Here is a 23,973-nt window from a genome sequence, read left to right on the forward strand (position 1 = left end):
TGTCAGCGCAACACCACGCAAGGCCGTCAGCGCGCGGACATCTGCTGCGGCAGCCAGGTCACGATGCCGGGGAACGCATAGATCAGCGCCACGGCGGCGCACATGAGCAGGAACATGGGCAGGGCCACCCGGGAGATCCAGGGCAGCTGGCGGCCCGTCATGCCTTGCAGAACGAACAGGTTGAAGCCCACGGGCGGCGTGATCTGCGCCATCTCGACCACCAGCACGATGAAGATGCCGAACCAGAGGGGGTCGATTCCCGCGGCCTGCACCGTGGGCATGAGCACGCCCATGGTGAGCACCACCATCGAGATGCCGTCCAGAAAGCAGCCGAGCAGGACGAAGAACAGCGCCAGCGCGGCGATGAGCTGCGCCTGGTTCAGTTCCAGCGACGCGATCCATTGCGCGAGGTGGCGCGGCAGGCCGATGTAGCCCATGGCCAGCGAGAGGAACGCGGAGCCGGCCAGGATGAGCGCGATCATGCAGTACAGGCGCGTGGCGCCCATCAGCGCTGCCCTGAAGCTGCGCCAGTCCATCGAGCCCTGCACGCCAGACAGCACGAGCGCGCCCAGCACCCCGAGCGCTGCGGCCTCGGTGGCCGTGGCCCAGCCGATGTAGATCGATCCGAGCACGGTCGCGATGAGCAGCAGCACCGGGATCAGGCTGCGCGATTGCGCGAGTTTCTGCATGAACGCCATGCGCTCGTCCGCCGCGGGAACCTGCTCGGGGTGGCGCAGCGCCCACAGCACGATATAGCCCGAGAACAGGGCCGCGAGCAGGATGCCGGGCAGCACGCCGGCAATGAACAGCTGCGAGATCGAGACCTCGGCCGTCACGCCGTAGACGATCATGATGATCGACGGCGGGATCAGCAGGCCCAGCGTGCTCGCTCCGGCCAGGGTGCCGACCACCATGTGTTCGGGGTAGCCGCGGCGCGTGAGCTCGGGCAGCGTCATCTTGCCGATCGTCGCGCAGGTCGCGGCGCTCGACCCCGAGACGGCAGCAAAGATGGTGCAGCCGATCACGTTGGTGTGCAGCAGGCGGCCCGGCAGCGCCTGCACCCAGGGTGCAAGCCCCTTGAACATGTCCTGCGACAACCGGGTGCGGAACAGGATTTCTCCCATCCAGATGAACAGCGGCAGCGCGGTGAGGGTCCAGCTCGACGCCGAGCCCCAGATCGTCATGGCCATGGCCTCCCCCGCGGGGCGCGCGGAAAACAGCTGCATGCCGATCCAGGCGACGCCCGAGAGCGTGAGCCCGATCCATACGCCGCTGCCCAGGATCAGGAACAGCGACAGCACGAGCAGGCCGGTAATTGCGAGATCATCCATGGCAGGCAGCGCCCGGTTCATTCATTGCGCAGCGCCGCGCCGGAGTTCGCCGCACTGCGCCGGCCCAGCGCTTGCAGCAGCAGTTCGTCCAGAAACGCGACGGCCAGCAGCACCGTGCCCAAGGCCATGGCGAGCTGGGGAATCCACAGCGGCGTGGCGTCGTTGCTCGTGGAGATGTCGTGGAACGCGTGCGACTGCCAGGCGAGCTTGCAGCTGTACAGCGCAAACAACAGCGCCAGCAGCGTGGCGATGCTCAGCGCCCAGAGTTCGAGCGCATTGCGCATGCGGCCCGGCAGGGCGTTGAGCAGCAGCGTGACGCGGATATGCTCCCCGCGCCTGAGCGTGTGCGCCAGCGCCAGAAAGCCGCTGGCAGCCATCAGGTAGCCCGCGTAGGCGTCGGTGCCCGGCACATGGAAATCGAGCTGGCGGCTGACGACGGACAGCAGCACCATGCACAGCAGGCCGAACATGAACAGCGCCGCCAGGGCTGCGGCGGCGTCGTACAGGAAATCAAGCAGGCGGCGCATGGGTGGCCTACCTGCGGTAGGCGTCGATCAGCGCCTGGCCCTCGGGGCCGGTCGTGGCGATCCATTCCTTGAGCATGCTCTCGCCCGCCCGGGCCAGGTCGGCTCTGAGCGCCGCCGGCGGCTCGACGATCTTCATGCCATGCGCCTTGAGCTTGGCGGTGGTGTCGGTGTTCACCTGGGTGCTGGTGCTCCAGCCGCGTGCATCGGCGTCGGTGCCGGCCTTGAGTAGGGCTTGCTGCAAGGGTTTGTCGAGCGCGTCAAAGGCCTTTTTGTTCACGAGCACGGCGTTCTTGGGCAACCAGGCCCGGGTGTCGTAGTAGTACTTGAGGTGCTCGTAGATCTTGTTGTCCATGCCCGTCGCGCTTGAGGACATGGTCGCTTCGACGACGCCCGTGGCCAACGCCTGCGAGAGCTCCGCGGCCTGTACGGTGACCGGCTGCGCGCCGAGCAATTGCGCAAGGCGCGCCGTCGCGGGGCTGTAGGTGCGCCATTTGACGCCCCTCAGGTCGGCGGCGCTGCGCAGGGTCTTCTTCGTGCCGATGCCCTGGGGCGGCCAGGCCACGGAATAGAGCAGCAGCATGCCCTGCTCGGCGAGCTTCTTTTCCAGAAACGGCTTTTGCGCGGCGTAGAGCTTTTTTGCGGCCTCGTAGCTGTCGGCCAGAAAGGGCAGGCTGTCGATGCCAAAGATCTGCCATTCGTTCTGGAAGTTGCCCAGCAGGATCTCGCCCATCTGCACTTGGCCGCCTTGCACCGCGCGCTTGATTTCCGGGGCCTTGAACAGCGCGGCGTTGGCGTGCACGGTGATCTTGAGCTGGCCGCCCGTGGCCTTGTCGACCTCGCTGGCCAGCTGCGCCATGTTCTCGGTGTGGAAGTTGCTCGCCGGGTAGGCCGCAGCCAGATCCCATTTGACCTGGGCCCAAACCGGGGTGGCGGCAAGGGCCAGGGCGAGTGCGGTGGCGGGGAGGATTCTTCTGCGCTTCATGGGATGCGGGCTCCACTCGGGGTGTTTGTTCTTGGCAGGCCACTGTATGGGATGCCGGCCGGATGGTTCCTAGGTGTTTGCCTGATACCGACAAATTGTCGACGAATTATCATCGGATTGTCTGTAATTTCAGTAATGACTTGCGTGCACGAGCCGTGGCACCCTGTGGAGGCCCTCATGAAATCTGCTGCCCGGGCGTCCGGTGCACCCGGACCCATCGTATCGTCCGCGCACCTGGTGTCCGCGCGCAGTGCGGAGCTCAGCGAGTTCGAGTTCGGCCTCATCGTCGCGGGCAATGCGTTTCACCGCTGGGTGGTGCACTGCATGGCGGCGGCCGGCCTCAGGGACCTGACGGCGCTGGACGTGCTGGTGCTGCACCACGTCACGCACCGCGCGCGCGACAAGCGGCTCGCCGACATCTGCTTCATCATGAACGTGGAAGACACGCACTTGGTGAACTATGCGCTCAAGAAGTTGCAGACCCTGGGCGTGGTCGCCGCACGCAAGAACGGCAAGGAGGTCACCTACGCCGCCACCGATGCGGGCCGCGCCCATGTGCAGCGCTACCGCGAAATCCGCGAGTCCTGCCTCATCGACGCCTTGCAGGCCGGCGACGCGCTGAACCGCGACATCGGCGAACTGGCCCGCCTGCTGCGCCTGCTCTCGGGCCTGTACGACCAGGCGGCGCGCTCTGCTGCCGCGGCGTGATTCCTTTCCCAACGGCTCCGCGCACGGAGCCATGCATCGAGCAGAAAAAAGCAAATGTCCAGACAAACTTCCCCCCGCGCCCCTGCCCTCCGCTGGCAATTCTGGATCGACCGCGGAGGCACCTTTACCGACGTGGTGGGCCGGCGGCCCGACGCGGACGGCGGCTACACGCTGCTCACGCACAAGCTGCTCTCGGAGAACCCGGGGCAGTACCGGGACGCCGCCGTGGCCGGAATCCGCCACTTGCTGGGCCTTGCGCCCGGTGAGCCGGTGACGCCGCAGCGCGTGGAATGCGTGAAGATGGGCACCACCGTGGCCACGAATGCGCTGCTCGAACGCAAGGGCGAGCCCACGCTGCTCGTCACCACCCGGGGCTTTCGGGACGCGCTGCGCATCGCCTACCAGAACCGCCCGCACCTGTTCCAGCGCCACATCGTGCTGCCCGAGCTGCTCTACAGCCGTGTCATCGAGGCGCACGAGCGCATGGGCGCGCACGGCGAGGTGGTCGAGCCGCTCGACACGGCGCACCTGAGCGAGCAGTTGCGCGCCGCGCACGCAGCGGGTCTGCGCAGCGTGGCCATCGTGTTCCTGCACGGCTACCGCTACGGCGCGCACGAAGAGGCGGCGGCGCGCATCGCGCGCGCGCTGGGCTTTGCGCAGGTGAGCGCATCGCACGCCACCAGCCCGATGATGAAGCTCGTGAGCCGGGGCGACACCACGGTGGTCGATGCCTACCTCTCGCCGATCCTGCGCCGCTACGTCGATCAGGTGGCCAGCGAGATGCCCGGGGTGAAGCTGTTCTTCATGCAGTCCTCGGGCGGGCTCGCCGACGCGCAGCGCTTCCAGGGGAAGGACGCGATCCTGAGCGGGCCGGCCGGCGGCATCGTGGGCATGGCGCGCACCGCTGCGCTCGCGGGGCACGGGCGGGTGATCGGCTTCGACATGGGCGGCACCTCCACCGACGTGAGCCATTACGCGGGCGAGTTCGAGCGCGAGTTCGAGACCCAGGTCGCCGGCGTGCGCATGCGCGCGCCGATGATGGGCATTCACACCGTGGCCGCGGGGGGCGGTTCGATCCTGGGCTTTGACGGCGCGCGCTTTCGCGTCGGCCCCGAGAGCGCGGGTGCCGACCCCGGCCCGGCCAGCTACCGCCGGGGCGGCCCGCTGACCGTGACCGACGCGAACCTGATGCTGGGCAAGATCCAGCCAGCGCATTTCCCCAAGGTGTTCGGGCCTGCGGCCGACGAGGCGCTCGACGGCGCCGTGGTGGCGCAAGGGTTCTGCGCGCTGGCTGCGCGGACCGGGCGCCGGGCCGAAGACGTGGCGCATGGCTTCATCCGCATCGCCGTGCAGCAGATGGCCAACGCCATCAAGAAGATCAGCGTGGCGCGGGGCTACGACGTCACGCGCTACACCCTGCAATGCTTTGGCGGCGCGGGCGGGCAGCACGCCTGCCTGGTCGCCGACGCGCTGGGCATGACGCGCGTATTCGTGCACCCGCTGGCGGGCGTGCTCAGCGCCTACGGAATGGGCCTGGCGGATCAGAACGTGATCCGCGAGCAGACCGTGGAATGCCCGTTGACGCCCGATGCGTTGGCGGGAATCGAGGCCAGGCTCGGGCAGCTGGCCGCCAGCGCGTGCAGCGAACTCGAACGCCAGCAGTCGGGCAGCGGCGGTCAGGTGCTGCTGCGGCGCCGCGTGCATGTGCGCTACGAGGGCAGCGACGCGGCGCTCGTCGTCCCCTGGCCCGACGCCGGTGCGGCGTCCCTCGATGCGGCCGCGCTGGGTGCCGCGATCCGCGCGGGATTCGAGCAAGCCTACCGCCAGCGCTTTGCCTTTCTGATGCAGGGCAAGGGCCTGGTGGTCGAGGCCGTTTCGGTTGAGGCCGTGCTCCCCGGCGACGCGCCCGTGGAGCCCCGCCACGCGCTGCAACCCGCGCGCGCGGTGCCGCGCCGCAGCAGCGTGCGCATGTACACCGGCGGCGTGGACGGCGTGGCCGCCTGGCACGACGCCGCGCTGGTGGTGCGCGAGGACCTGCGCCCGGGCGATGCGATTGCCGGCCCGGCGATCATCGCCGAGAAGAACGCCACGACCATCGTCGAGCCCGGCTGGCAGGCGCAGCTCACCGAACTCGACCACCTGCTGCTCACGCGCCACGCCGCGCGCGCGGTGCAGCATGCCGCGGGCACCACGGTGGACCCGGTGCTGCTCGAGCTGTTCAACAACCTGTTCATGAACATCGCCGAGCAGATGGGGCTGCAACTGCAAAACACGGCGTACTCGGTGAACATCAAGGAGCGGCTCGACTTCAGCTGCGCGCTGTTCGACGCCGCGGGCAACCTGATCGCCAACGCGCCGCACATGCCGGTGCACCTGGGAAGCATGGGCGAGAGCATCCGGACCGTGCTGCACGAGAACGCGGGCCGGATGCGGCCCGGCGACGTATACCTGCTCAACGACCCCTACCACGGCGGAACGCACCTGCCGGACATCACCGTCATCACGCCGGTGTGGATTGCCGACGAGCGCACGCCCAGGTTCTACGTGGGCAGCCGCGGGCACCATGCCGACATCGGCGGCAGCACGCCCGGATCCATGCCGCCGTTCTCCACGCGCATCGAGGAAGAGGGCGTGCAGATCGACAACGTGAAGCTGGTGGACCGCGGCGTGCTGCGCGAGGCCGAGGTGATCGCGCTGCTGCAAAGCGGCGCGTACCCGAGCCGCAACCCGCAGCAAAACATGGCCGACCTGCGCGCGCAGATCGCGGCCAACGAAAAGGGCCAGCAGGAATTGCGCCGCATGGTCGCCGAGTTTGGCCTGGACGTGGTGCAGGCCTATATGCGCCATGTGCAGGACAACGCCGAGGAATCCGTGCGCCGCGCCATCACGCGCCTGAAGGACGGCGCCTTCACGCTGCCGCTGGACAACGGCGCGCAGATCCGCGTGGCGCTGCGCGTGGACGCAGCGAACCGCAGCGCGACCATCGACTTTGGCGGCAGCAGCGCGCAGCAGCCGAACAACTTCAACGCGCCCACGGCGGTGTGCATGGCCGCCGTGCTGTACGTGTTCCGCACGCTGGTCGACGACGAGATCCCGCTCAACGCCGGCTGCCTGAAGCCGCTGAACGTCATCATCCCGCGTGGCAGCATGCTCAACCCCGACCCGCCGGCTGCGGTGGTGGCGGGCAACGTGGAAACCTCCACCTGCATCACCAACGCACTGTACGGTGCGCTCGGCCTGATGGCGGCGGGGCAATGCACCATGAACAACTTCACCTTTGGCAACGCGCGCTACCAGTACTACGAGACCATCGCGGGCGGCAGCGGCGCGGGCGGCGTGTGGGACGCGTCGGGCGCCCTGGTCGGCGGCTTTGCGGGAACCAGCGTGGTGCAGGCGCACATGACGAACTCACGCCTCACGGACCCCGAGGTGCTGGAGTTCCGCTTCCCGGTGCGGCTCGAGGGCTACGCAATCCGCGCAGGATCGGGCGGCGCCGGGCGCTGGGCAGGCGGCGACGGCGGCGTGCGCCGCGTGCGCTTTCTCGAACCCATGACGGCGAGCATCCTCTCCAACGGCCGCCGCCACGGCGCCTTCGGCATGGCCGGCGGCGCGCCCGGCGCCGTGGGAATCAACCGCGTACTGCGCAGCGACGGCAGGATCGAACAGCTCGGGCATATCGGCCAGGTCGAGATGCAGCCGGGCGATGTGTTTGAAATCCACACGCCGGGCGGCGGCGGGTTTGGCGCAGCCCAAGACCCCTGAGCGGCGGAGCCTCCCCGCGCGCTGCGCTGTGCGTGTTCGAGCGCTTGAACCGCCACAAACGCGGCTGCATCCTTCTGGCAGTATCTGCTTTAACTTCCCTAAAGTTTTTTAGATAATTCAGCCATATTGGAGGACACCCAGCATGGCAAAACGACAACTCACCGCGACGCAAGCCTTTGACCTGCGCCAGGCGCTTCACGTCGCGACCTTGGACGCCCTGATGGCATCCCGCCGCTGGGAGCCGGGCGACCTCGTGTTCCAAGGCGGCACCAGTTTGCATCTGGCCCACGGTTCGCCCCGGTTCAGCGAGGACTTGGACTTCCTCGTCAACTCTGCGCTCAAACTCGGCTCCATCGGAGATGCCATGCAGGCCCGTCTTGAAGGCACGGCTTGGCTTCCCGGTGACACCCGCCTGACGGTCGGCAAGGCCAAGGACGGACACAACCCGCACGCCTTCGTCGTGTCCATTGGAGGCCCCAACGTGATCGGTGCCGTGCGGGTGAGGGTGGAGATGTGGCAGACCGAAGAGACGGCGCTGTCCGTTGTGAAAGCGGTGGTTGCGCCCGTCAAGCTGGCCCGTGGGCCAGCGGCCGGGATGCAGGCCTTCGTGCCCACGGCCGATCTGCCGGAAATTTACGCGGACAAGGTGTTCGCCCTCGCGGCGCGGCCCTACCTCAGGCCGCGAGACGTGTTCGACCTGCACTGGCTGGGCACGCACAGCGGATTGCGCGAGTGCTCGGCAGACGACCTGCGCGTCAGGCTCGCCACCTACCCCAACGAGACGCCATCGGCATGGCTGGAAAAGGCGTTCACACGCCGCGTGGAATTGCGCGAGGCCGGTGACGCCATCGTCACTGACCTCAAGCGCTGGTTGCCGTCGTCGTGGCCTCTCACGGAGGCCAGCGCGAAGGAAATGACCCGGACAGCGGTGCAGGCCATCGAACAAGGCATCGACATGATGCGCGAGATCGAGGCCGAGCACCGCGACGACTACGAAAGCCCGACGCCATGAGACAGCAGACATCAGCCATCGTGCGACTGCAAAGCCTGCCGCCCGTGTTTCGCGGGAGCGATCTGACGGTCCGGTTCCAGTGGACGTCCAAGGCTGCTTCCCAGTACATCTACCTGTGGAAGCGTCGCGGCCTCGTGCGCGGGCTTGGCGGGCACAGCGACGTGTACGCCAACCTGCTGACGAACCCGACGCCCGACTGGGGCAAGGCGGTGATGGCCGCGATGCCCTCCGCCGTGACCATCGGGATTGAGGCGCTGCGGCAAGCCGGATGGACGACGCAAGTGCCGCACCGCCCCACCGTGGCCGTGAACGCCAAGCAGGGGGTATTCAGCGTCGAACCCTTCGAGATCGTGGCACGCGGCCCAAAATGGTTTCAGTCGGCCGGCAATGGCATCCAGGGTGAGCGCGCCTTGGGCCTGCCGACGCTGCGCCCGGCATGGGCGCTGGCCGACATGCTGCGCACGGAGGGATGGGGCCAGTGCGGCCTCTGGCCCGATGACATCGAATGGGATCAGGCCGTGGACAGCGACGAGGCAGACTGGCTGGCAGCTTGCGCAGCGTTCGGACTGCCCTGCTCTCCCCTGCTCGAACAAGCGGTCGCTTCGCGTTGAGGGGTGTCCTTCCTTTTTGGTCTTCGCGGGGATGGCGGTTCACATGCTCCGATCCGGCGCTCCCGGCGCACCCAGGCAGCCCGGAACATGTCCGTCCTTTCCGCGAAAAGCTTGGAGATCCTCGGGCAGGGGCGGCTGAAAATCCATCCGGGGATCGGCAACGGGTTCGGCGAACGCGCAGTGCGCCGGGATCACCCCGGTCCACACCGGCCAGTCCGGCATAAAGCGCTCCGGGTCCGGCAACTCGTCCCGAATCTTTGCCGCCACCTGTTCCAATTTCAGGCGAAAGACGTTCACGGCATTGATCTCCGCGTCGCGCAGCGGCCGCAACTGGTCCCATCTGGAATGAAATATGCCCGTAAAAAAATTCTTCATCGCGGCGCGCTTGTGTTCCTGCCCCTCGACTTTTTCAGCGATGCCATGCACCACGACGGACCGGTAGTTCATGGAATGGTTGATGGCACTGTGCCCAAGCACCAATCCGTCGAAGTGGCAAATGCTGATGCACACTTCGCCGGAACAAAAGGCATTCGCGAACCGTCCTGCCGCAGCGCTGTGGAAGTAAACAAAATCGTCCTCCCGCCAGTACGTCATCGGAACCACGACCGGCCGGGCATCGACAACAAAGGCGACGTGGCAGAAATAGCCAGCGTCAAGAATCGAGTAGACAGTCTCCCGGTCGTACGCGGCGCGCTGGGCCTTGCGCCGGACCCGGTGTTCCGGCGCGGTATCGAAACTTGAAAGGTTTTCCATGGGTGCTCCTGCATGCTTGAAAGAAAAAAACGGGAATCCACGGCGTGCGACGACCGCGTCGTGGTCGCGCCCGGTGCTTGCTGTGCCAGCTCGCCGGTCGGTGTCTTGGCGCATGGGTGCCGGGAAGATGCGGAAAATGTACGCGGTCCGTGCCCCCATTGCCAAGGGTTCCCGTGTCGCCGATGCGTACCAGCGCCGGCGTGCCGTGGCGGGCCAGATCGACGCCTTTGGCAGCGAGCACCTGGCGTTCTCCGGGGAGAGCCGGCAATGAGCAAGGCATTCACCAGGGAAAGCGACGGCGCTGAGGAGGAGGATTCGGCGCATCCGGATTCGCCCGCGCTGCCCGCGGGGAGCCGCAACTACATCACGCCCGCAGGCTTTGCGCGCTTGCGCGCGGAACTGCTGGAACTGATCGACGGCGAGCGGCCCAAGCTGGTGGACACCGTTCACTGGGCTGCGGGCAACGGAGACCGTTCGGAAAATGGCGATTACCTGTACGGCAAAAAGCGCCTGCGCGAGATCGACCGACGCATCCGCTTTCTGACCAAGCGGCTGGAGATCGCCGAAGTGGTCGATCCCGCCGTTCACGCGGGCAGCGACCAGGTGTTCTTTGGCGCCACCGTCACCTATGTGGACGACCAGGGCGGCGAGCGCACGGTCACCATCATGGGAATCGACGAGGCCGAGAGCCACCGGTCCCAGGTGAGCTGGATTTCCCCGGTGGCCCGTGCGCTGCTCAGGGCCCGCGTGGGCGACGAGGTCCGGCTCGCGACACCGGGCGGCGTGCGCCATCTGGAGGTCGTCGCGGTGCGCTATCCGGCGGCGGATGCCGCGCCGTAGGCCCGCGCGTCATGCCTGCGGTGTGATCCGCGCCGCCCGGATGACCGCGGGGGTGCGCCGCAGATTGCGCAGCGCGGTTTCCAGATGCGCATGGTCGCGCACGGCAACGATCAGGCGCAGGTCGGTGGTGTCGAGCGCCGCCTCGTCGCCCATGTCGACGTGGGTGATGTCGGCTTCGGAATTCGCCAGGTCCGCCGCCACGCGGGCGAGAACGCCCTTGCCGTTGGCGATGGTGACGAGCACGCCGGTCTCGAACAGGCGTGTCGGCTCGTCGGACCAGTCCACCGCGATGAAGCGCTCGCTGTCCTTGTGCTGCAGCCGCTTGGCGACGCTGCAATGCGCGCGGTGCAGCACCAGCCCTTCGCCGCGGCCGAGGTAGCCGACGATGCTGTCCCCGGGCACCGGGCGGCAGCAGGGCGCGTATTGCACGGATGCATTTTCGCTGCCGTCGAGCGTCACCACCCCCAGCGACAAGGCCTCGTGCGAGCTGTAGCGCTCGCGCGTCATGAGCAGCGCGTTGGGGCGGTGTCCGTGCTCTGCCATCAGCACCATGAGCCGCTTGGCGACGATTCCGGCGATGCGCTTGCCCAGCCCCAGGTCGGTCAGCAACTCGCTGTGGCTGCGGTTGCCGGTAAAGCGCAGCAGCTTGTCCCACAGGGGCTGGGTCTGCGCGTCCACCGGGGGCAACTGTTCCAGGCCCTCGGCCCGGATGGCCTGCGTCAGCAGTTTCTCTCCCAGACCCTCCGACTCGGTGTGCGCCAGGGTCTTCAGATAGTGGCGGATCTTCGAGCGCGCCCGGCCGGTGCGCACAAAGCCCAGCCACGCGGGGTTGGGCGTGGAGACGGGGGCCGTGATCACCTCCACCACGTCGCCGTTCCTGAGCTCGGTGCGCAGGGGGGCGAGCTCGTTGTTGATTTTTGCTGCGGTGGTGTGATCGCCCACGTCGCTGTGGATCGCGTAGGCGAAGTCCACCACGGTGGCCCCGCGCGGCAGCGCCATGATCTGGCTCTTCGGTGTGAAGACGTAGACCGCGTCAGGAAACAGGTCCACCTTCACGTGGTCCCAGAATTCGGCCGCGTCCCGGGTTTCGTTCTGGATGTCGAGCAGCGATTGCAGCCATTTGGTTCCCAGGCGTTCGGCGGAGGTCCCCTCACCGTCCTGCGCCTTGTAGAGCCAGTGCGCGGCCACGCCGGCTTCGGCAACGACGTGCATCTCCTCGGTGCGCATCTGAAACTCGATGTTCACCCCCGAGGGACCGACGAGGGTGGTGTGCAGGGACTGGTAGCCGTTGAGCTTGGCAATCGCAATGTGATCCTTGAACTTGCCGGGCACCGGCTTGTACATCTGGTGCAGCACGCCGAGCGCCGTGTAGCAGTCGGTCACGGTCGGGACGATGACCCGAAAGCCGTAGATGTCGGTGACCTGGGCGAAGCTCAGGTGCTTGAGGTCCATCTTCTGATAGATCGCGTACAGCGTCTTCTCGCGGCCCGCGAGGCGTACCTGCATGCCGATTCTCGAGAACGCGGCGTCCACTTCGGCCTGCACCCGCTGGACCAGGTCGCGCCTGCGGTTGCGTGATTTGTCCACGGCCTTGGACAGGGTGGCGTAGCGCCAGGGGTGCAGGTGCCTGAACGCCAGGTCCTGCAATTCGCGGTAGGTCTGGTTGAGCCCCAGGCGGTGGGCGATGGGGGCGTAGATCTCCAGCGTTTCCGAAGCGATGCGCCCCCATTTGCTGCGCGGCACGCCGGACAGCGTGCGCATGTTGTGCGTGCGGTCCGCGAGCTTCACGAGGATCACGCGCACGTCGCGCGCCATGGCGAGCAGCATTTTGCGAAAGGACTCGGCCTGGTTTTCTTCGCGGGTGTGAAACTGCAGTCGGTCGAGCTTCGTGAGGCCGTCCACGAGCTCCGCGACGGGGGCGCCGAAGCGGTCGATCAGGTCCGCCTTGGTGACGCCGCAGTCTTCCATGGCGTCGTGCAGCAGGGCCGCCATCAGGGCCTGCGCGTCCAGCTTCCAGACGGCGCATTGCGTGGCGACCGCAATCGGGTGCGTGATGTAGGGCTCGCCGCTGTTGCGCAACTGGCCCAGATGCGCTTCGTCGGCAAAGCGGTAGGCCTGGCGCACCTGTTCGATGCCCGCCGCGTCCAGATAGTCCAGGCTGTCCGTGAGCGCGGCAAAGCTGGCTGCAGTGGCATTCGCAGCGGCCACGGCCGCCGTTCGGGGCTGCGTTGCAGGAGCTGGGTCGGGCACCGCGTTCATGTCTCAAATGTAGCGCACGAGCGTATCAGGACGTAGTGCGCGGGCGCTGCGCCCGAGCCAAGAAAAAGCACCGCTGTGGCGGTGCTTTTCTGTTGGCTTGGAGGAAAGGAAAAGCCAACCGGGGCGGCTCAACCGGGGACTTTTTTGAGCATCTCCAGACCGACCTTGCCTTCGGCGATTTCGCGCAGGGCGGTCACGGCGGGTTTGTTGCGGCTGTCGATGCGCGGCGCGTGGCCCTGGGTGAGCATGCGCGCACGGTAGGTGGCGGCGAGCACGAGCTGGAAGCGGTTGGGGATTTTTTCCAGACAATCTTCTACGGTGATGCGTGCCATCGTCGTGCTCCGGGGTGGGGGTCAGGGGATATTCAGCGACTCGAAAGTGTTCGCGCGGGCGCGGCGCTGGGCGGTGTACTTCAGGCGTTGGGCGTGTACCACGGCTTTGAGGTCGAAGAGCGCGCGCTCGAATAACTCGTTGATTATAACGAAGTCGAATTGGCTGACCTGGGCCATCTCGACGGCGGCGTTTCTCAGGCGCATTTCGATGACCTCGGACGCGTCTTCGCCCCGGCGTTCCAGGCGCGCGCGCAGTTCTTCCCGGCTCGGCGGCAGGATGAAGACCAGCACGGCGTTGGCGAAGGCCTGCCGGATCTGCAGCGCGCCCTGGAAGTCGATTTCCAGAATCACGTCCGAGCCTTGGGCGATGCGCTCTTCAATGGCCTTTCTGGAGGTTCCGTAGCGCTTTCCGTGCACGTGCGCCCATTCCACGAAGGCGTTGCCCCGGACCATGGCGTCGAACTCGGACTCGGAGACAAAAAAGTATTCGCGTCCGTGCCTCTCTTGGCCGCGCGGCGCGCGGGTGGTGTGCGAAATGGAGGGCTGGACGTGCGAGTCGAGCTCCAGCAGGGCCTTGACCAGACTCGACTTGCCGGCGCCGCTCGGGGCGGCTACTACGATGAGGTTTCCTGGGTAGTCCATGGTTCGCATGCGCCTTCGCACCGCCAAAGAATGCGCTTCATTCGATGCGCTGCACCTGAAGCGTGAGATGCGCTCCAAGTCGTTGATTTTTGTGGAACCTCACGCGGCAACCTCCTCCGAATCCGCCTATAAACCCGCGGCCGGATGGCGCGGTATGAACTGGCATTGCGTGTTCCCGGACAGAACCTGCGCCGCGATTTTAGCAAGCGGCCTGCCATGCGGTCGGGCGTTTTTGCATGAGCGAGGGCACGCTGGATCAGACGCGCGGTGCGACGTTTTGCCGTTGGCGGTCGAGGGGAACAGGATGTGGCTGTAGTTGCTGGCGATCGCGAGGACCTGCGCTGCAACGTTCTCGGCCAGGCTCGGGCTGTCGGCGACGATGGGCTTCGACACGCCAGCGATCTGCGCGGTGGCCACGGTGTTGAGGGTGGCCGGTTTGATGCGGGTGTGGTCGTGTTCGGCAATGACTGGTTTCGTGAGACCGAAAGGGCTTCAGCTGCAGTACTTTGATGGCCGCAAAGGGCCTGTTTCTCATTGACAAATTGCGTGGATGCCGGATTCCCGTGATCCTTCCATCCATGCAACTTTTTTCCTATCAAAGGCAAACCCATGTCGACGATTGATTGGCCCGAGAAGATCTATCAGAGCTTCAAGGAGCTGGGTGTGAAGCAGGTGGCGTATGTGCCGGACGCGGGGCACAGCCAGCTGATTCGCAAGTGCGAGGCGGATGCGCAGATCCACTCGGTGTCGCTGACGACCGAGGAGGAGGGCGTGGCGATGCTGGGCGGCGCCTGGATCGGAGGCGACCGCGGCGTGCTTTTGCTGCAGTCGAGCGGTGTGGGCAACTGCATCAACATGCTGTCGCTGCAGCATGAGACGCGCATGCCGCTGTTCATGATCGTGACGATGCGCGGGGAGTGGGGCGAGTTCAACCCGTGGCAGGTTGCGATGGGCAAGTCGACGCAGCAGGTGCTGGAGGACTCGGGCGTGCACGTGTACCGGGCAGACAGTCCGCAAGAGGTGCCGCCGACCGTGGAGGCGGGGGCCCAGTTCGCGTATCAGACGGGCCGCATGGTGGCGGTGCTGATCGGTCAGCGTGTCATCGGCACGAAGAATTTCAACAAGTAAGGAGCAGACGATGGCGAACGAAAAATCTCTGCTCAACCGACGCGACGTGGTCTCGCGCATCCTGCACGATCGCGGGGATGCCCTGGTGATCACGAGCCTTGGGAACCCGACCTTCGACGTGGCGGCCGCGGGCGACTGCGCGCAGAACTTCTACCTGTGGGGCGCGATGGGTGGCGCCGTGATGGTGGGCATGGGTGTGGCGCTGGCGCAGCCGCAGCGCCGTGTGATCGTGTTCGTGGGAGACGGCGAGATGATGATGGGGCTGGGCTCGCTCGCGACGGTGGCGGTGCATGGGGTGAGGAACCTGAGCGTGGTGGTGCTCGACAACGAGCACTATGCGGAAACGGGGATGCAGCTGGCGCACGCGGGCCGCGGGGTAGACATCACGGCGATAGCGAAGGCGGCGGGCTTTGCCGAGAGTCGGGTCGTGCGCACCGAGCAGGAACTGGAGGCGGCGGTCGATGTGGTGCTGGGCACGAGCGGTCCGGTGCTGGTGACGGTAAAGGTCGGCACGGAGCCGACGCCGACGGCGTTGCCGCCGCGCGATGGCCCGTACCTGCGCAGCCGCTTTCGCGAAGCCCTCCTGGGCGCCGACGCGCACAAATAGCGCCTGGGACAAGGACGCGAGCGGGCGTCCGAAGCGGTCGAGGCACCCCGGCGGATGTCGGATCCGTCGCAGACCCCCCGTCTCGCCCATATTCACAAGGAGACAGCATGTTCAGAAACAGGCAAGGTCATCAATACTTGATGGCACGGGTCGCGGCCGTCCTGGCGTTCGTTCAGATTTCACTCGCCTCGCCAGCATTTGCCCAGGACCAGTATCCCTCCAAGCCCATCCGGCTGATCGTGCCGTTCCCTCCGGGCGGCGGGGGGGACAAACTGGCTCGAACAATCGCGCCCGTGCTCGGGGATGCGTTGCACGCGAAGATCCTGATCGACAATCGTGGCGGTGCCAATGGCAACATTGCGCTGCAGGCCGTGGCCACGTCGCCTCCGGACGGCTACACGATCGGCTTGACACTGACGGACCACATCGCGCTGAGTCAGGCGATGCACCCGAACCTGTCGTACGACCCCGTCAAGGATCTGGCGTCGCTGGGGCTGATCGTTTCGACGCCCTACGTGTTCACCGTCAGTGCGGAGTCCAGCATCGACAGCATCGCCGGGCTGCTGGCGAGGGCAAGGAAGGAGCCTGGAGCGGCCAGCATCGGCCATCCCACGGTCACTCCGCTGCTGGCCGCTCACCTGCTGCAGAAAAGCGCTGATGTGAAGTTCAACTTCATTCCCTACCGGGGCATCGCCCAGGGCATGCCCGATCTTCTGGGTGGCAGGCTCGACGTGTGGATCGGAACGTCGGTCACGATGCGAAGTTTCGTGGATGGAGGCAAGGTCCGCGCGATTGGCGTGACATCGGCGCAGCGCAATCCCGCACTGCCCAAGGTTCCGACGATCGCGGAGAGCGGTGTCCCGGGCTTCGAACTGGTGACCTGGTACGGGCTGGTCGCTCCTGCGCATACGCCAGCTGCCATCGTCGAGCGGTTGAATGCCGCACTGGGTGCCGCGCTGCGCGATCCGGGCGTAGGGGAGAAGCTGGACGCCGACGGGGCGGTGATCCTCGGAGGTCCGCCGGTCAACATGGCGCGCGCCCTGAGGGCCGACATGGAGCGGCTGGGGCGATTGATCAAGGAAGTCGGGATCAAGCCCGAATAGGCCAGCGAGAAGATGACGTCAGACGACTCCGTACTGCGTGCGCCGACAGGAATCGCTGCAGGTCACTTTCCGAGCCACCGGGCCTGCGGCCAAGCGCCGGACATGACGGCCTGTTTCGTGCATTCTTCCAGTGTGCTGATGGCATGTCGGACGTAGGGAGGTGTTTCTCTATTGGTCGGCAATGCGAGGACGATCGTGCGGGCGAGGTTCGGTTTGCTCAAGGGCGAACCTGTGAGTTGACCTGATCGCAGGTCTTCTGCCACCGCGATGGGGGGGAGGATGGTCCAGCCGTGGCCACCATGGACCAGGCTGCGCTGTACGCTCAGCGCATTGACCTCAACGGAGATGTTCAATTGCACCTTGTTCTTGGCGCAGGCGTGGTCCACGATCGTTCGGATACCGTGCGATGGGCTGGGCAGCACCAGCGGATGACGGCTCAACTTGGCAAGCGGAGTTGGGCGGTTCGGACGCAACCCTGCATCCGCCTGTCCAATGACCCACAAGGCTTCTTCAATCAAAGGCCTGCTCTCCACATTCACGGACCGCTCCACCCCGTAGAGCAAGCCGGCATCGATTTCTCCGTTGTCCAACCAGCTGAGCAGCGTGCCTGCGTATCCCATCGCAATGCGCAGGCGGATCCCGGGGTAGCGAGCGGCGATGGTGGAAACCACGGAACTGGCCAGCACGTCGATGGTGCTCGGCAACAGGCCGATCGTCACCAGTCCAGTGATGTTTCCCGTGCGCCCGGTCATTTCTGTTCGCGCGCGATCCAACTCCAGCATGACGCGGCGGGCATAGCCGACCAGCGATTTGCCCGCTTCGGTCAGCGCCATCCCATGGCGTTCCCGTTCGAACAGGATCTGGCCGAGATCCTCTTCGAGCAGACGGAGCTGACGCGATACCGCTGGTTGTACGAGATGCAGCATCTCCGCGGCCTTGGTCACATTGCCTGTATCGGCGACGGTCAGGAATGCCTTCAGTTGCTTGAGATCCATGGAATTTTGATATCCAAAAGTGTAATAGGAGAATCACAAAATTCTATTTCATAAAATAAATGATCAAATTCTATGATGTCAGCATCTCTGCCAACAACGTGACACCCCGTACCGCAATGAGCCAGCAACCCATCTCTTCGCCTGCTTGGCAGGACGCCATCTTCAAAGTTCTCAAGGAAGGGGGCACCAAGCAGATCGCTTATGTTCCCGACGCAGGGCATTCGGGCGTCATTCGAAGCGCCATCGCTGATCCCGACATCGAAGATGTCGTGCTGACCACGGAAGAAGAGGGGGTGGCTGTCGCCAGCGGGGCCTGGCTCGGTGGCCAGCGCGCCGTGCTGCTGATGCAAAGCAGCGGTGTGGGCAACTGCGTGAACATGTTCTCGCTGTTGCAGGCTGCGGATTTCCCCTTCTTCACGCTCGTGACCATGCGCGGCGAATACGCGGAGTTCAATCCCTGGCAGGGGCCCATGGGCAAGGCCACGCAAGCCGCGCTCGAACTCATGGGCATCCACGTGCTGCGTGCATCAAAGCCCGAGGAGGTCGAGGAAGTCGTCAGTGCCGGCTTCGATGCCGCTTTCGAAGCGGGCGAGAAGGTCGCCGTGCTGCTGGGTCAGGAATTGATCGGCCGCAAGAAGTGGGAGCGCACGTGATGAGCAACAGCAACCAGCAGCGCGCTGACCGCCGCGCCTTCGTCGCACAACTTCTCGCAGCCACGCCCGAAGCGCTCGTCGTGACCGGCCTGGGCTCGGCCTCGTACGACGTGTTCGCAGCGGGCGACCGTGACAAGAACTACTACTTGTGGGGCGCCATGGGTGGGGCTACCGGCGTCGGGCTGGGGCTGGCGCTCGCCCGGCCTGACGAGGCGGTCATTGTGATCACGGGCGACGGCGAGCAACTCATGGGGATCGGGACGCTCGCAACGATTGGCGCGAAGCTGCCAAGGAATCTGACCATCATCGTTCTGGACAACGGCCATTTCGGTGAAACAGGCATGCAGCGCAGCCATTCCAGCCTGGGGACGGATCTTGTCGCGGTGGCGAAGGGCTTTGGCATCGCAGATGCATTCACTGTCGGCAGCGTCGACGCCTGCGGCGAGATTGCACAGGGAATCAACGCCCGCCAGCGCACGGCCTTCGTGCAAGTGTTTATCGAGGCGAATGAGCCGCCTCGCGCGTTGCCGCCGCGTGACGGTCCGTTCATCAAGAACCGCTTTCGCGCGGCACTGGGCCTCAGGCCGTTCTGACAACACCCGGTCAGGACCGCCCCCGTCGTGCCAAGCCCCCGGTTCAATTGACTGCTGGTTTCTCCAGCCTTTGCAGTGATCCGAGGGGCCGTCGCTTTGCGTGAGGCGTATTCCACCGTACAGGAGGCAGACATGAAACGCTACCAGTTGTGCATCGCCGGACAGGCTCGTGACTCCAGGGCAGGCGCTTGGTTCGAGACTCAGAATCCTTTTACGGGCGAAAGCTGGGCCGAGATCCCGCGTGGGAACGCGCAGGACGTTGATATGGCCGTACAGGCCGCCCACCAGGCCCTGACCAGCGGTCCCTGGGCTGACCTGACGCATACACAGCGCGGCGCGCTGCTGCGCAAGCTCGGCGATCTGATCGCGCGCGATGCTGCCAGACTCGCCGCCACCGAAGTGCGCGACAACGGCAAGCTGCTGGCCGAGATGCAAGGCCAACTCAACTACATCCCGCAGTGGTTCTACTACTACGGCGGCTTGGCCGACAAAGTGCAGGGCAGTACGCTGCCGCTGGATAAGAAGGGCTACTTCGCCTTCACGCGACACGAGCCTGTGGGGGTGGTTGCCGCCATTACGCCGTGGAACTCGCCGCTGCTGCTTCTGGCCTGGAAGATTGCTCCCGCGCTGGCGGCAGGCTGCACCATCGTGGTCAAGCCCTCGGAGTTCACCTCGGCTTCGACATTGGAGTTTGCGCAACTCTTCGAGGAGGCAGGATTTCCCCCGGGCGTGTTCAACGTGGTGACGGGCTTCGGCGCCGAGGTGGGCATGCCCCTGGTAGAGCACCCGTTGGTGGCGAAGATCAGTTTCACTGGCTCCGATGCCACAGGCCGCCTCATCAACGAGAAGGCCGCTCGCCTGCTGAAGCACACGACCATGGAATTGGGCGGCAAATCACCCAACGTGGTCTTCGAGGATGCGGATCTGGAGCAGGCCGTATTCGGCGCCATATCGGGCGTCTTCGCCGCAACGGGGCAGACCTGCATTGCCGGCTCACGCCTGTTGGTGCAGGACAGCATCCACGATGCGTTTGTCGAAAAGCTGCTGGCCGTCGCGCGCTGCGCGCGCATGGGCGACCCCATGCACCCCGACACGCAGGTCGGCCCGGTAACCACGCCAGCGCAGTACCAGAAAGTGCTGGAGTACATCGACATTGCCCGCGCGGAGGGAGCCACCGCCGTGCTGGGGGGAGGAAAGGGCACGGGGGCCGAGTGCGGCAATGGTTGGTTCGTGCAGCCCACCATTTTCACGGGCGTGACCAACGGCATGCGCATCGCGCAGGAGGAGGTCTTCGGGCCTGTTCTGTCCGTCATCCGCTTCCAGGACGAGGAGGACGCGTTGCGCATCGCGAACGGCGTGCGCTTCGGCCTGGCCGCCGCCGTATGGACGAAGGATATCGGTCGCGCGATCCGCATGTCCGAAAAGCTGCAGGCCGGCACCGTATGGGTCAACACCTACCGCGCAGTGAGCTTCATGGCGCCCTTCGGGGGATACAAGGACTCCGGGATCGGCCGCGAGAACGGCATGGACGCCATCCGCGAATACCTGCAGACCAAAGCAGTGTGGATCAACAGCGGCGCGGTCACGGGCAATCCGTTCGTTCTGCGGTGACGGGGCAGGGCCGCCTGCGGCGGTCACCCAGAGCAAGTGGAAAGTCCATTCAATAACCAAGGAGACAAGACATGAAAGACTTTTATCGACGCGGTTGCATGAAGCTTGCGATCGCACTGATGGTTGACCCCATGGCTCTCGCGTCTGCACGCGCGGAGCTACCGAAGGGGCCGATCACGCTGGTCGTGCCCTTCGCTGTGGGCGGAGCAACGGACGTGGTCTCACGGTTGGTGGCGCAAAAGCTCGGCGAGCGCATCCAGCGCACCGTGGTGGTGGAGAACGTCGGCGGCGGCGGCGGGGCCATCGGCGCGGCCAAGGTTGCGCGGGCCGGACCCGATGGCAACACCTTGCTCATGGGCACGATCGCCACGCATGTGATCAATCCGCTGTCGATGGCACAACTGCCCTACAACGCCCAGCGCGACTTCACATCCGTATCTCTCATCGCCATGGTTGCGAACGTGCTCTTGGTACATTCCTCGGTCAAGGCCAGGAACGTGCAGGAACTCATTGCCTTGATGAAGGCGCAACCGGGACAGTTCAGTTACGGCTCCTCAGGCGTGGGTACGCCGCCGCATCTGTCGGGCGAGTTGTTCAAGTCGATGACCGGCGTGGACATGTCTCACGTGCCATACAAGGGTGGCGGGCCAGCCATGGGTGATCTGGTGGCCGGCCATATCCCTGTCCTGTTCGATGTGCTTTCGGGCGCCGCATCGCATATACGCGCGGGTTCGGTGCGCGCCCTGGCGGTCACGACTCGCGAGCGTGTGGTTTCGTTCCCCGACATTCCCACCGTGGCAGAGTCGGGCGTTCCCGGCTACGAGACTTGGACGTGGAACGCGATCTTCGGTCCCGCAGGGTTGCCGCGGCCCATGGTGGACGAGTTGAGCGGCGCGCTGCAAGCCGTGACGGCGCTGCCGGATGTGCAGGCCAAACTCAAGGAGCTGAGCGCCACGCCGGTAGGCTCGACGCCCGAGACGCTGACCACGCTGGTGGCGACGGAGACCGCAAAGTGGCGGGCCGTCATTCAATCGATCGGCGGCTTGAAGCGGGATTGATCCATGAATGCATCCTTGGACAGCGCCACGTTGCTGGCGCAGTTTGGCCAGGTCGTGGGTCCATCGCGTGTGCTCACGCAGCCCGATGACGTGGCTCCCTATCAACAGGACTGGCGCGGCCGCTATCGGGGGGCGGCGCTGGCCGTCCTCATGCCCGGCTCCACGCAGGAGGTTGCCACCCTGGTGAAGACTTGCGCGGCCATGCACGTGGCCATCGTTCCACAAGGCGGCAATACGGGCCTGACGGGCGGTGCCGTTGCCAGTGGCGACCGGCCCGCGGTGCTGCTGAACCTCTCGCGCATGAACCGCATCCGCGAGATCGATGCCGCCAACAACTCGCTCACCGCCGAAGCGGGCTGCATCCTGGCCAACGTGCGCGAGGCCGCCGACGCCCAAGAGCGCCAGTTTCCGCTGTTGCTGGGCAGCGTGGGCAGTTGCGAAATCGGGGGGCTGGTGTCCACGAATGCGGGGGGTACCGGCGTGCTGCGCTACGGCAGCATGCGCGAGCTGGTGCTTGGCGTTGAGGCGGTGCTGCCCGACGGCAGCGTGTGGGACGGGTTGCGCGCTTTACGCAAGGACAACGCGGGCTATGACCTGAAACAACTGTTCATCGGCGCCGAAGGCACGCTGGGCGTGGTGACGGCTGCGGTGCTCAAGCTGTTTCCGCGCCTATCGGTCTGCGCCACGGCCATGATGGCGCTGTCGGGAGTACAGCAGGCCGTGGATCTGCTGCGCTTCATGCAGGGGCAGGTGGGCAATCGCATCGAAGCCTTCGAGATTCTGTCGCACAGGCAGATCGAAATCGTCCTTGAACACGGGCATGGCCGGCAATCGCCGATGGCGCTGGAGGCGCCGTTCTACGTGCTGATGGAGCTCGCCGACAGTTCGCCGCAATGGGACGCGGGCGTGGAGCTGGCGCAGAAGCTGGAGGTGGCCCTTGAGCGCGGCTTGGTGCTCGATGCCGTGGTGGCTAGCGACGGGGCCAAGGCCGATCGCATCTGGGCGCTCCGACACAACATCTCCGAATCCAACAAGCGCGCGGGCTTCACGGTCTCCAACGATACGTCGGTGCCGATTTCCAGGCTGGCGCAGTTCATCCCGCTTGTGACCGGGCGCATCGAGCAACAGGTGGAAGGGGCCAGCGTATGCCATGCCGGGCATATCGGGGACGGCAACATCCACGTCATCGCGGTGCTCTCGCGCGCGCTCTACACCACGCCCGAGCAGTGCGAGGCGGCCGCCGCACGGGTGAATCTGATCGTGCACGAGGCGAGCGTGGAACTGGACGGCAGCATCAGCGCCGAACACGGCATCGGCAGGATGCACGTGGAGCGGCTGGAGCGCTTCAAGGCGCCCATTGAGCTGCAAATGATGCGGGCGGTGAAGGCGGCGTTCGACCCGCAGGGATTGATGAACCCGGGAAAGATCCTGCGGGCCGGATGAGGGCTCGCCTTTGACGCGCGGACTGGGCTGAGCGGAATCGGTTTCCAAGACCTTGAAAGGGGTGACCCTGAAACCCTACTCGATGTTCTGCACCTGCTCGCGCATCTGCTCGATGAGTACCTTCATGTCCAGGCTGACGCGGGTAAGTTCCAGTGCGGCGGATTTTGCGCCCAGGGTGTTGGCTTCACGGTGCAACTCCTGGATCAGGAAGTCCAGGCGCTTGCCCACTTCGCCGCCCTTTTTGAGCAGGCGCTCGGTTTCGTCGAGGTGCGAATCGAGTCGGGTGATCTCCTCGGCCACGTCGATGCGCAGCGCGTAGGCGGTGGCGTCTGCCAGCGCGCGCTCGCGTGCCGTCTCGGACAGGACGGCGTCGCCTGTCAGCGCCATGGCCTCCTGCCAGCGTTCCAGGAAGCGCTGGCGCTGCTGCTCCACCAGCGAGGGCAGCATGGGCACGGCCTGCCGTGCCAGGGCGCGCAGTTGCCGGACCCGCTCCAGCAGCATGGCCGCCAGGCGCGTGCCTTCGCGTTCGCGGGCGGACAGGAGGGCGTCCAGGGCCTGCTCGGCCAGAGCGGGAACGGCCGCGCTCCAGTCCTCGGCGCCTGCCTGCGCGTTGGCGCACAGGCGCAGGGTGTCGGCCACGGTCAGGGGAGCGGCGTCGGGCAGCCAGGCGCGCACGCAGTCCTGCAGGAAGCTGAGCCGTTGCAGCAGCTTTGCGGGCGGGTCCTGCAAGGGGCTGCTGCCCTCGTTGCCCAGTGCCGCGCGCAGTTCCACCTTGCCGCGCCGCAGGCGCGCCGTGAGCAGGCTGCGCAGCGCAGGCTCGAGGGCGCGCAGCTCGTCGGGCAGGCGAAACGAGATGTCCAGAAAGCGGCTGTTGACCGAGCGGATTTCCAGCCCCAGCCTGTGCGGCCGGGGGGCGTGGGCGGCGGTTTCTTCGGCGCTCGCGCCCGTGCCGGAGGCAGCATTTTGTGCACTCGCGTATCCGGTCATGCTGTAGACTGGCATGGTACTTTCGATGGTTGCTCT

The 23,973-nt window shown here is 65.8% G+C and carries 23 protein-coding genes and 1 pseudogene; 14 read left to right on the forward strand and 10 right to left on the reverse strand.

From position 1 onward, the window contains the following. Positions 1–26 precede the first annotated feature (26 nt). From D5041_RS12095 to D5041_RS12105, 3 genes are read right to left on the reverse strand one after another with little or no spacing between them, the layout of a single operon-like run. Positions 27–1,331: a TRAP transporter large permease gene (locus tag D5041_RS12095; RefSeq protein WP_010103702.1), complete on the reverse strand. Its 1,305-nt coding sequence runs from the start codon at positions 1,329–1,331 to the stop codon at positions 27–29. Positions 1,332–1,348: 17 nt separating this feature from the next. Continuing rightward, the gene (locus tag D5041_RS12100) at positions 1,349–1,858 is read right to left on the reverse strand and encodes a TRAP transporter small permease (protein WP_010103701.1); all 510 of its coding nucleotides are present in this window, start codon (positions 1,856–1,858) and stop codon (positions 1,349–1,351) included. A 7-nt stretch (positions 1,859–1,865) separates the two neighbouring features. Further along, complete coding sequence (locus tag D5041_RS12105) at positions 1,866–2,840, reverse strand: TRAP transporter substrate-binding protein (RefSeq protein WP_265257216.1); 975 nt, start codon at positions 2,838–2,840, stop codon at positions 1,866–1,868. 177 nt (positions 2,841–3,017) lie between these two features. Here D5041_RS12105 and D5041_RS12110 point away from each other — a divergent pair, with 177 nt between their 5' ends. The 4 genes from D5041_RS12110 to D5041_RS12125 all read left to right on the forward strand — a co-directional run bounded on the left by D5041_RS12110 (position 3,018) and on the right by D5041_RS12125 (position 8,933). Beyond that, positions 3,018–3,548, forward strand: a complete 531-nt coding sequence (locus D5041_RS12110) for a winged helix DNA-binding protein (protein ID WP_010103698.1) — start codon at positions 3,018–3,020, stop codon at positions 3,546–3,548. A gap of 54 nt (positions 3,549–3,602) precedes the next feature. Beyond that, positions 3,603–7,310 carry a hydantoinase B/oxoprolinase family protein gene (locus tag D5041_RS12115; RefSeq protein WP_265284836.1) on the forward strand — a complete coding sequence of 1,236 codons (3,708 nt, stop codon included), beginning with the start codon at positions 3,603–3,605 and terminating at the stop codon, positions 7,308–7,310. Positions 7,311–7,452: 142 nt separating this feature from the next. After that, complete coding sequence (locus D5041_RS12120; RefSeq protein ID WP_265257214.1) at positions 7,453–8,322, forward strand: nucleotidyl transferase AbiEii/AbiGii toxin family protein; 870 nt, start codon at positions 7,453–7,455, stop codon at positions 8,320–8,322. Next, positions 8,319–8,933, forward strand: coding sequence for a hypothetical protein (locus tag D5041_RS12125; protein WP_265284837.1), 615 nt, complete (start codon positions 8,319–8,321; stop codon positions 8,931–8,933). The genes D5041_RS12120 and D5041_RS12125 overlap by 4 nt, the downstream gene beginning before the upstream one ends. Positions 8,934–8,972: 39 nt before the next feature. Here the strand turns inward: D5041_RS12125 and D5041_RS12130 are convergent, their stop codons facing one another. Then, entirely contained in the window at positions 8,973–9,686 is a 714-nt protein-coding gene (locus tag D5041_RS12130; RefSeq protein ID WP_265284838.1) for a pyridoxamine 5'-phosphate oxidase family protein, read from the reverse strand. A gap of 136 nt (positions 9,687–9,822) precedes the next feature. On the opposite strand from D5041_RS12130, the gene D5041_RS12135 reads away from it, so the two are divergent. Continuing rightward, entirely contained in the window at positions 9,823–9,957 is a 135-nt protein-coding gene (locus tag D5041_RS12135) for a hypothetical protein (RefSeq protein WP_265284839.1), read from the forward strand. Beyond that, positions 9,954–10,526, forward strand: a complete 573-nt coding sequence (gene greB / locus D5041_RS12140; protein ID WP_265257210.1) for a transcription elongation factor GreB — start codon at positions 9,954–9,956, stop codon at positions 10,524–10,526. The genes D5041_RS12135 and greB overlap by 4 nt, the downstream gene beginning before the upstream one ends. A 9-nt stretch (positions 10,527–10,535) precedes the next feature. On the opposite strand, the gene D5041_RS12145 is transcribed toward greB, so the two are convergent. From D5041_RS12145 to D5041_RS12160, 4 genes and pseudogenes are all read right to left on the reverse strand, one after another. Then, entirely contained in the window at positions 10,536–12,785 is a 2,250-nt protein-coding gene (locus D5041_RS12145; protein WP_029554430.1) for a RelA/SpoT family protein, read from the reverse strand. A 128-nt stretch (positions 12,786–12,913) separates the two neighbouring features. After that, positions 12,914–13,117 (reverse strand): DNA-directed RNA polymerase subunit omega, encoded by a 204-nt coding sequence (rpoZ, locus tag D5041_RS12150; protein ID WP_010105484.1) that lies wholly within the window; start codon positions 13,115–13,117, stop codon positions 12,914–12,916. Between the two features lie 21 nt (positions 13,118–13,138). Beyond that, entirely contained in the window at positions 13,139–13,759 is a 621-nt protein-coding gene (gmk, locus tag D5041_RS12155; protein ID WP_265257209.1) for a guanylate kinase, read from the reverse strand. Between the two features lie 259 nt (positions 13,760–14,018). Continuing rightward, positions 14,019–14,224, reverse strand: a pseudogene (locus tag D5041_RS12160) (adenine nucleotide alpha hydrolase family protein); the annotation flags it as partial. Positions 14,225–14,368: 144 nt separating this feature from the next. Between D5041_RS12160 and D5041_RS12165 the strand changes: the two are divergent. From D5041_RS12165 to D5041_RS12175, 3 genes are all read left to right on the forward strand, one after another. Beyond that, entirely contained in the window at positions 14,369–14,887 is a 519-nt protein-coding gene (locus tag D5041_RS12165; RefSeq protein ID WP_010105481.1) for a thiamine pyrophosphate-binding protein, read from the forward strand. Positions 14,888–14,897: 10 nt separating this feature from the next. After that, entirely contained in the window at positions 14,898–15,494 is a 597-nt protein-coding gene (locus D5041_RS12170) for a thiamine pyrophosphate-dependent enzyme (protein ID WP_265257208.1), read from the forward strand. 107 nt (positions 15,495–15,601) lie between these two features. After that, complete coding sequence (locus D5041_RS12175) at positions 15,602–16,597, forward strand: Bug family tripartite tricarboxylate transporter substrate binding protein (protein ID WP_138927910.1); 996 nt, start codon at positions 15,602–15,604, stop codon at positions 16,595–16,597. Positions 16,598–16,659: 62 nt separating this feature from the next. Here D5041_RS12175 and D5041_RS12180 read toward each other — a convergent pair whose 3' ends face one another. Then, positions 16,660–17,592, reverse strand: a complete 933-nt coding sequence (locus D5041_RS12180) for a LysR substrate-binding domain-containing protein (protein WP_010105478.1) — start codon at positions 17,590–17,592, stop codon at positions 16,660–16,662. A 116-nt stretch (positions 17,593–17,708) separates the two neighbouring features. On the opposite strand from D5041_RS12180, the gene D5041_RS12185 reads away from it, so the two are divergent. The 5 genes from D5041_RS12185 (at position 17,709) to D5041_RS12205 (ending at position 22,950) form a co-directional block, all read left to right on the forward strand. Next, on the forward strand, positions 17,709–18,245 hold the full coding sequence (locus tag D5041_RS12185; RefSeq protein WP_265284840.1) for a thiamine pyrophosphate-binding protein: 537 nt from the start codon (positions 17,709–17,711) through the stop codon (positions 18,243–18,245). Next, positions 18,245–18,838 carry a thiamine pyrophosphate-dependent enzyme gene (locus D5041_RS12190; RefSeq protein WP_010105476.1) on the forward strand — a complete coding sequence of 198 codons (594 nt, stop codon included), beginning with the start codon at positions 18,245–18,247 and terminating at the stop codon, positions 18,836–18,838. Before D5041_RS12185 ends, D5041_RS12190 begins: the two co-directional genes overlap by 1 nt. 132 nt (positions 18,839–18,970) lie before the next feature. Next, a complete protein-coding gene (locus D5041_RS12195; protein ID WP_029554428.1) occupies positions 18,971–20,449 on the forward strand; it encodes an aldehyde dehydrogenase in 1,479 nt (492 codons plus the stop codon). A 71-nt stretch (positions 20,450–20,520) separates the two neighbouring features. After that, positions 20,521–21,507 carry a Bug family tripartite tricarboxylate transporter substrate binding protein gene (locus D5041_RS12200; RefSeq protein WP_265281321.1) on the forward strand — a complete coding sequence of 329 codons (987 nt, stop codon included), beginning with the start codon at positions 20,521–20,523 and terminating at the stop codon, positions 21,505–21,507. Between the two features lie 3 nt (positions 21,508–21,510). Continuing rightward, positions 21,511–22,950, forward strand: coding sequence for an FAD-binding oxidoreductase (locus tag D5041_RS12205; protein ID WP_265284841.1), 1,440 nt, complete (start codon positions 21,511–21,513; stop codon positions 22,948–22,950). A gap of 75 nt (positions 22,951–23,025) precedes the next feature. Here D5041_RS12205 and D5041_RS12210 read toward each other — a convergent pair whose 3' ends face one another. Next, positions 23,026–23,952: a YicC/YloC family endoribonuclease gene (locus D5041_RS12210; protein ID WP_010105471.1), complete on the reverse strand. Its 927-nt coding sequence runs from the start codon at positions 23,950–23,952 to the stop codon at positions 23,026–23,028. Positions 23,953–23,973: the final 21 nt, after the last annotated feature.

It is taken from the genome of Verminephrobacter aporrectodeae subsp. tuberculatae, from assembly GCF_026127385.1.
GTDB classification, from domain to species: Bacteria; Pseudomonadota; Gammaproteobacteria; order Burkholderiales; family Burkholderiaceae_C; genus Acidovorax; species Acidovorax aporrectodeae.

Coding starts and splice junctions, on each gene's coding strand:
- D5041_RS12175 (WP_138927910.1), top strand. CDS start 15,602: ATGTTCAGAAACAGGCAAGGTCATCAATACTTGATGGCACGGGTCGCG.
- D5041_RS12115 (WP_265284836.1), top strand. CDS start 3,603: ATGTCCAGACAAACTTCCCCCCGCGCCCCTGCCCTCCGCTGGCAATTC.
- D5041_RS12190 (WP_010105476.1), top strand. CDS start 18,245: ATGAGCAACAGCAACCAGCAGCGCGCTGACCGCCGCGCCTTCGTCGCA.
- greB (WP_265257210.1), top strand. CDS start 9,954: ATGAGCAAGGCATTCACCAGGGAAAGCGACGGCGCTGAGGAGGAGGAT.
- rpoZ (WP_010105484.1), bottom strand. CDS start 13,117: ATGGCACGCATCACCGTAGAAGATTGTCTGGAAAAAATCCCCAACCGC.
- D5041_RS12165 (WP_010105481.1), top strand. CDS start 14,369: ATGTCGACGATTGATTGGCCCGAGAAGATCTATCAGAGCTTCAAGGAG.
- D5041_RS12130 (WP_265284838.1), bottom strand. CDS start 9,686: ATGGAAAACCTTTCAAGTTTCGATACCGCGCCGGAACACCGGGTCCGG.
- D5041_RS12180 (WP_010105478.1), bottom strand. CDS start 17,592: ATGGATCTCAAGCAACTGAAGGCATTCCTGACCGTCGCCGATACAGGC.
- gmk (WP_265257209.1), bottom strand. CDS start 13,759: ATGGACTACCCAGGAAACCTCATCGTAGTAGCCGCCCCGAGCGGCGCC.
- D5041_RS12135 (WP_265284839.1), top strand. CDS start 9,823: ATGTACGCGGTCCGTGCCCCCATTGCCAAGGGTTCCCGTGTCGCCGAT.
- D5041_RS12200 (WP_265281321.1), top strand. CDS start 20,521: ATGAAAGACTTTTATCGACGCGGTTGCATGAAGCTTGCGATCGCACTG.
- D5041_RS12170 (WP_265257208.1), top strand. CDS start 14,898: ATGGCGAACGAAAAATCTCTGCTCAACCGACGCGACGTGGTCTCGCGC.
- D5041_RS12095 (WP_010103702.1), bottom strand. CDS start 1,331: ATGGATGATCTCGCAATTACCGGCCTGCTCGTGCTGTCGCTGTTCCTG.
- D5041_RS12110 (WP_010103698.1), top strand. CDS start 3,018: ATGAAATCTGCTGCCCGGGCGTCCGGTGCACCCGGACCCATCGTATCG.
- D5041_RS12125 (WP_265284837.1), top strand. CDS start 8,319: ATGAGACAGCAGACATCAGCCATCGTGCGACTGCAAAGCCTGCCGCCC.
- D5041_RS12210 (WP_010105471.1), bottom strand. CDS start 23,952: ATGCCAGTCTACAGCATGACCGGATACGCGAGTGCACAAAATGCTGCC.
- D5041_RS12145 (WP_029554430.1), bottom strand. CDS start 12,785: ATGAACGCGGTGCCCGACCCAGCTCCTGCAACGCAGCCCCGAACGGCG.
- D5041_RS12205 (WP_265284841.1), top strand. CDS start 21,511: ATGAATGCATCCTTGGACAGCGCCACGTTGCTGGCGCAGTTTGGCCAG.
- D5041_RS12185 (WP_265284840.1), top strand. CDS start 17,709: ATGAGCCAGCAACCCATCTCTTCGCCTGCTTGGCAGGACGCCATCTTC.
- D5041_RS12100 (WP_010103701.1), bottom strand. CDS start 1,858: ATGCGCCGCCTGCTTGATTTCCTGTACGACGCCGCCGCAGCCCTGGCG.
- D5041_RS12105 (WP_265257216.1), bottom strand. CDS start 2,840: ATGAAGCGCAGAAGAATCCTCCCCGCCACCGCACTCGCCCTGGCCCTT.
- D5041_RS12120 (WP_265257214.1), top strand. CDS start 7,453: ATGGCAAAACGACAACTCACCGCGACGCAAGCCTTTGACCTGCGCCAG.
- D5041_RS12195 (WP_029554428.1), top strand. CDS start 18,971: ATGAAACGCTACCAGTTGTGCATCGCCGGACAGGCTCGTGACTCCAGG.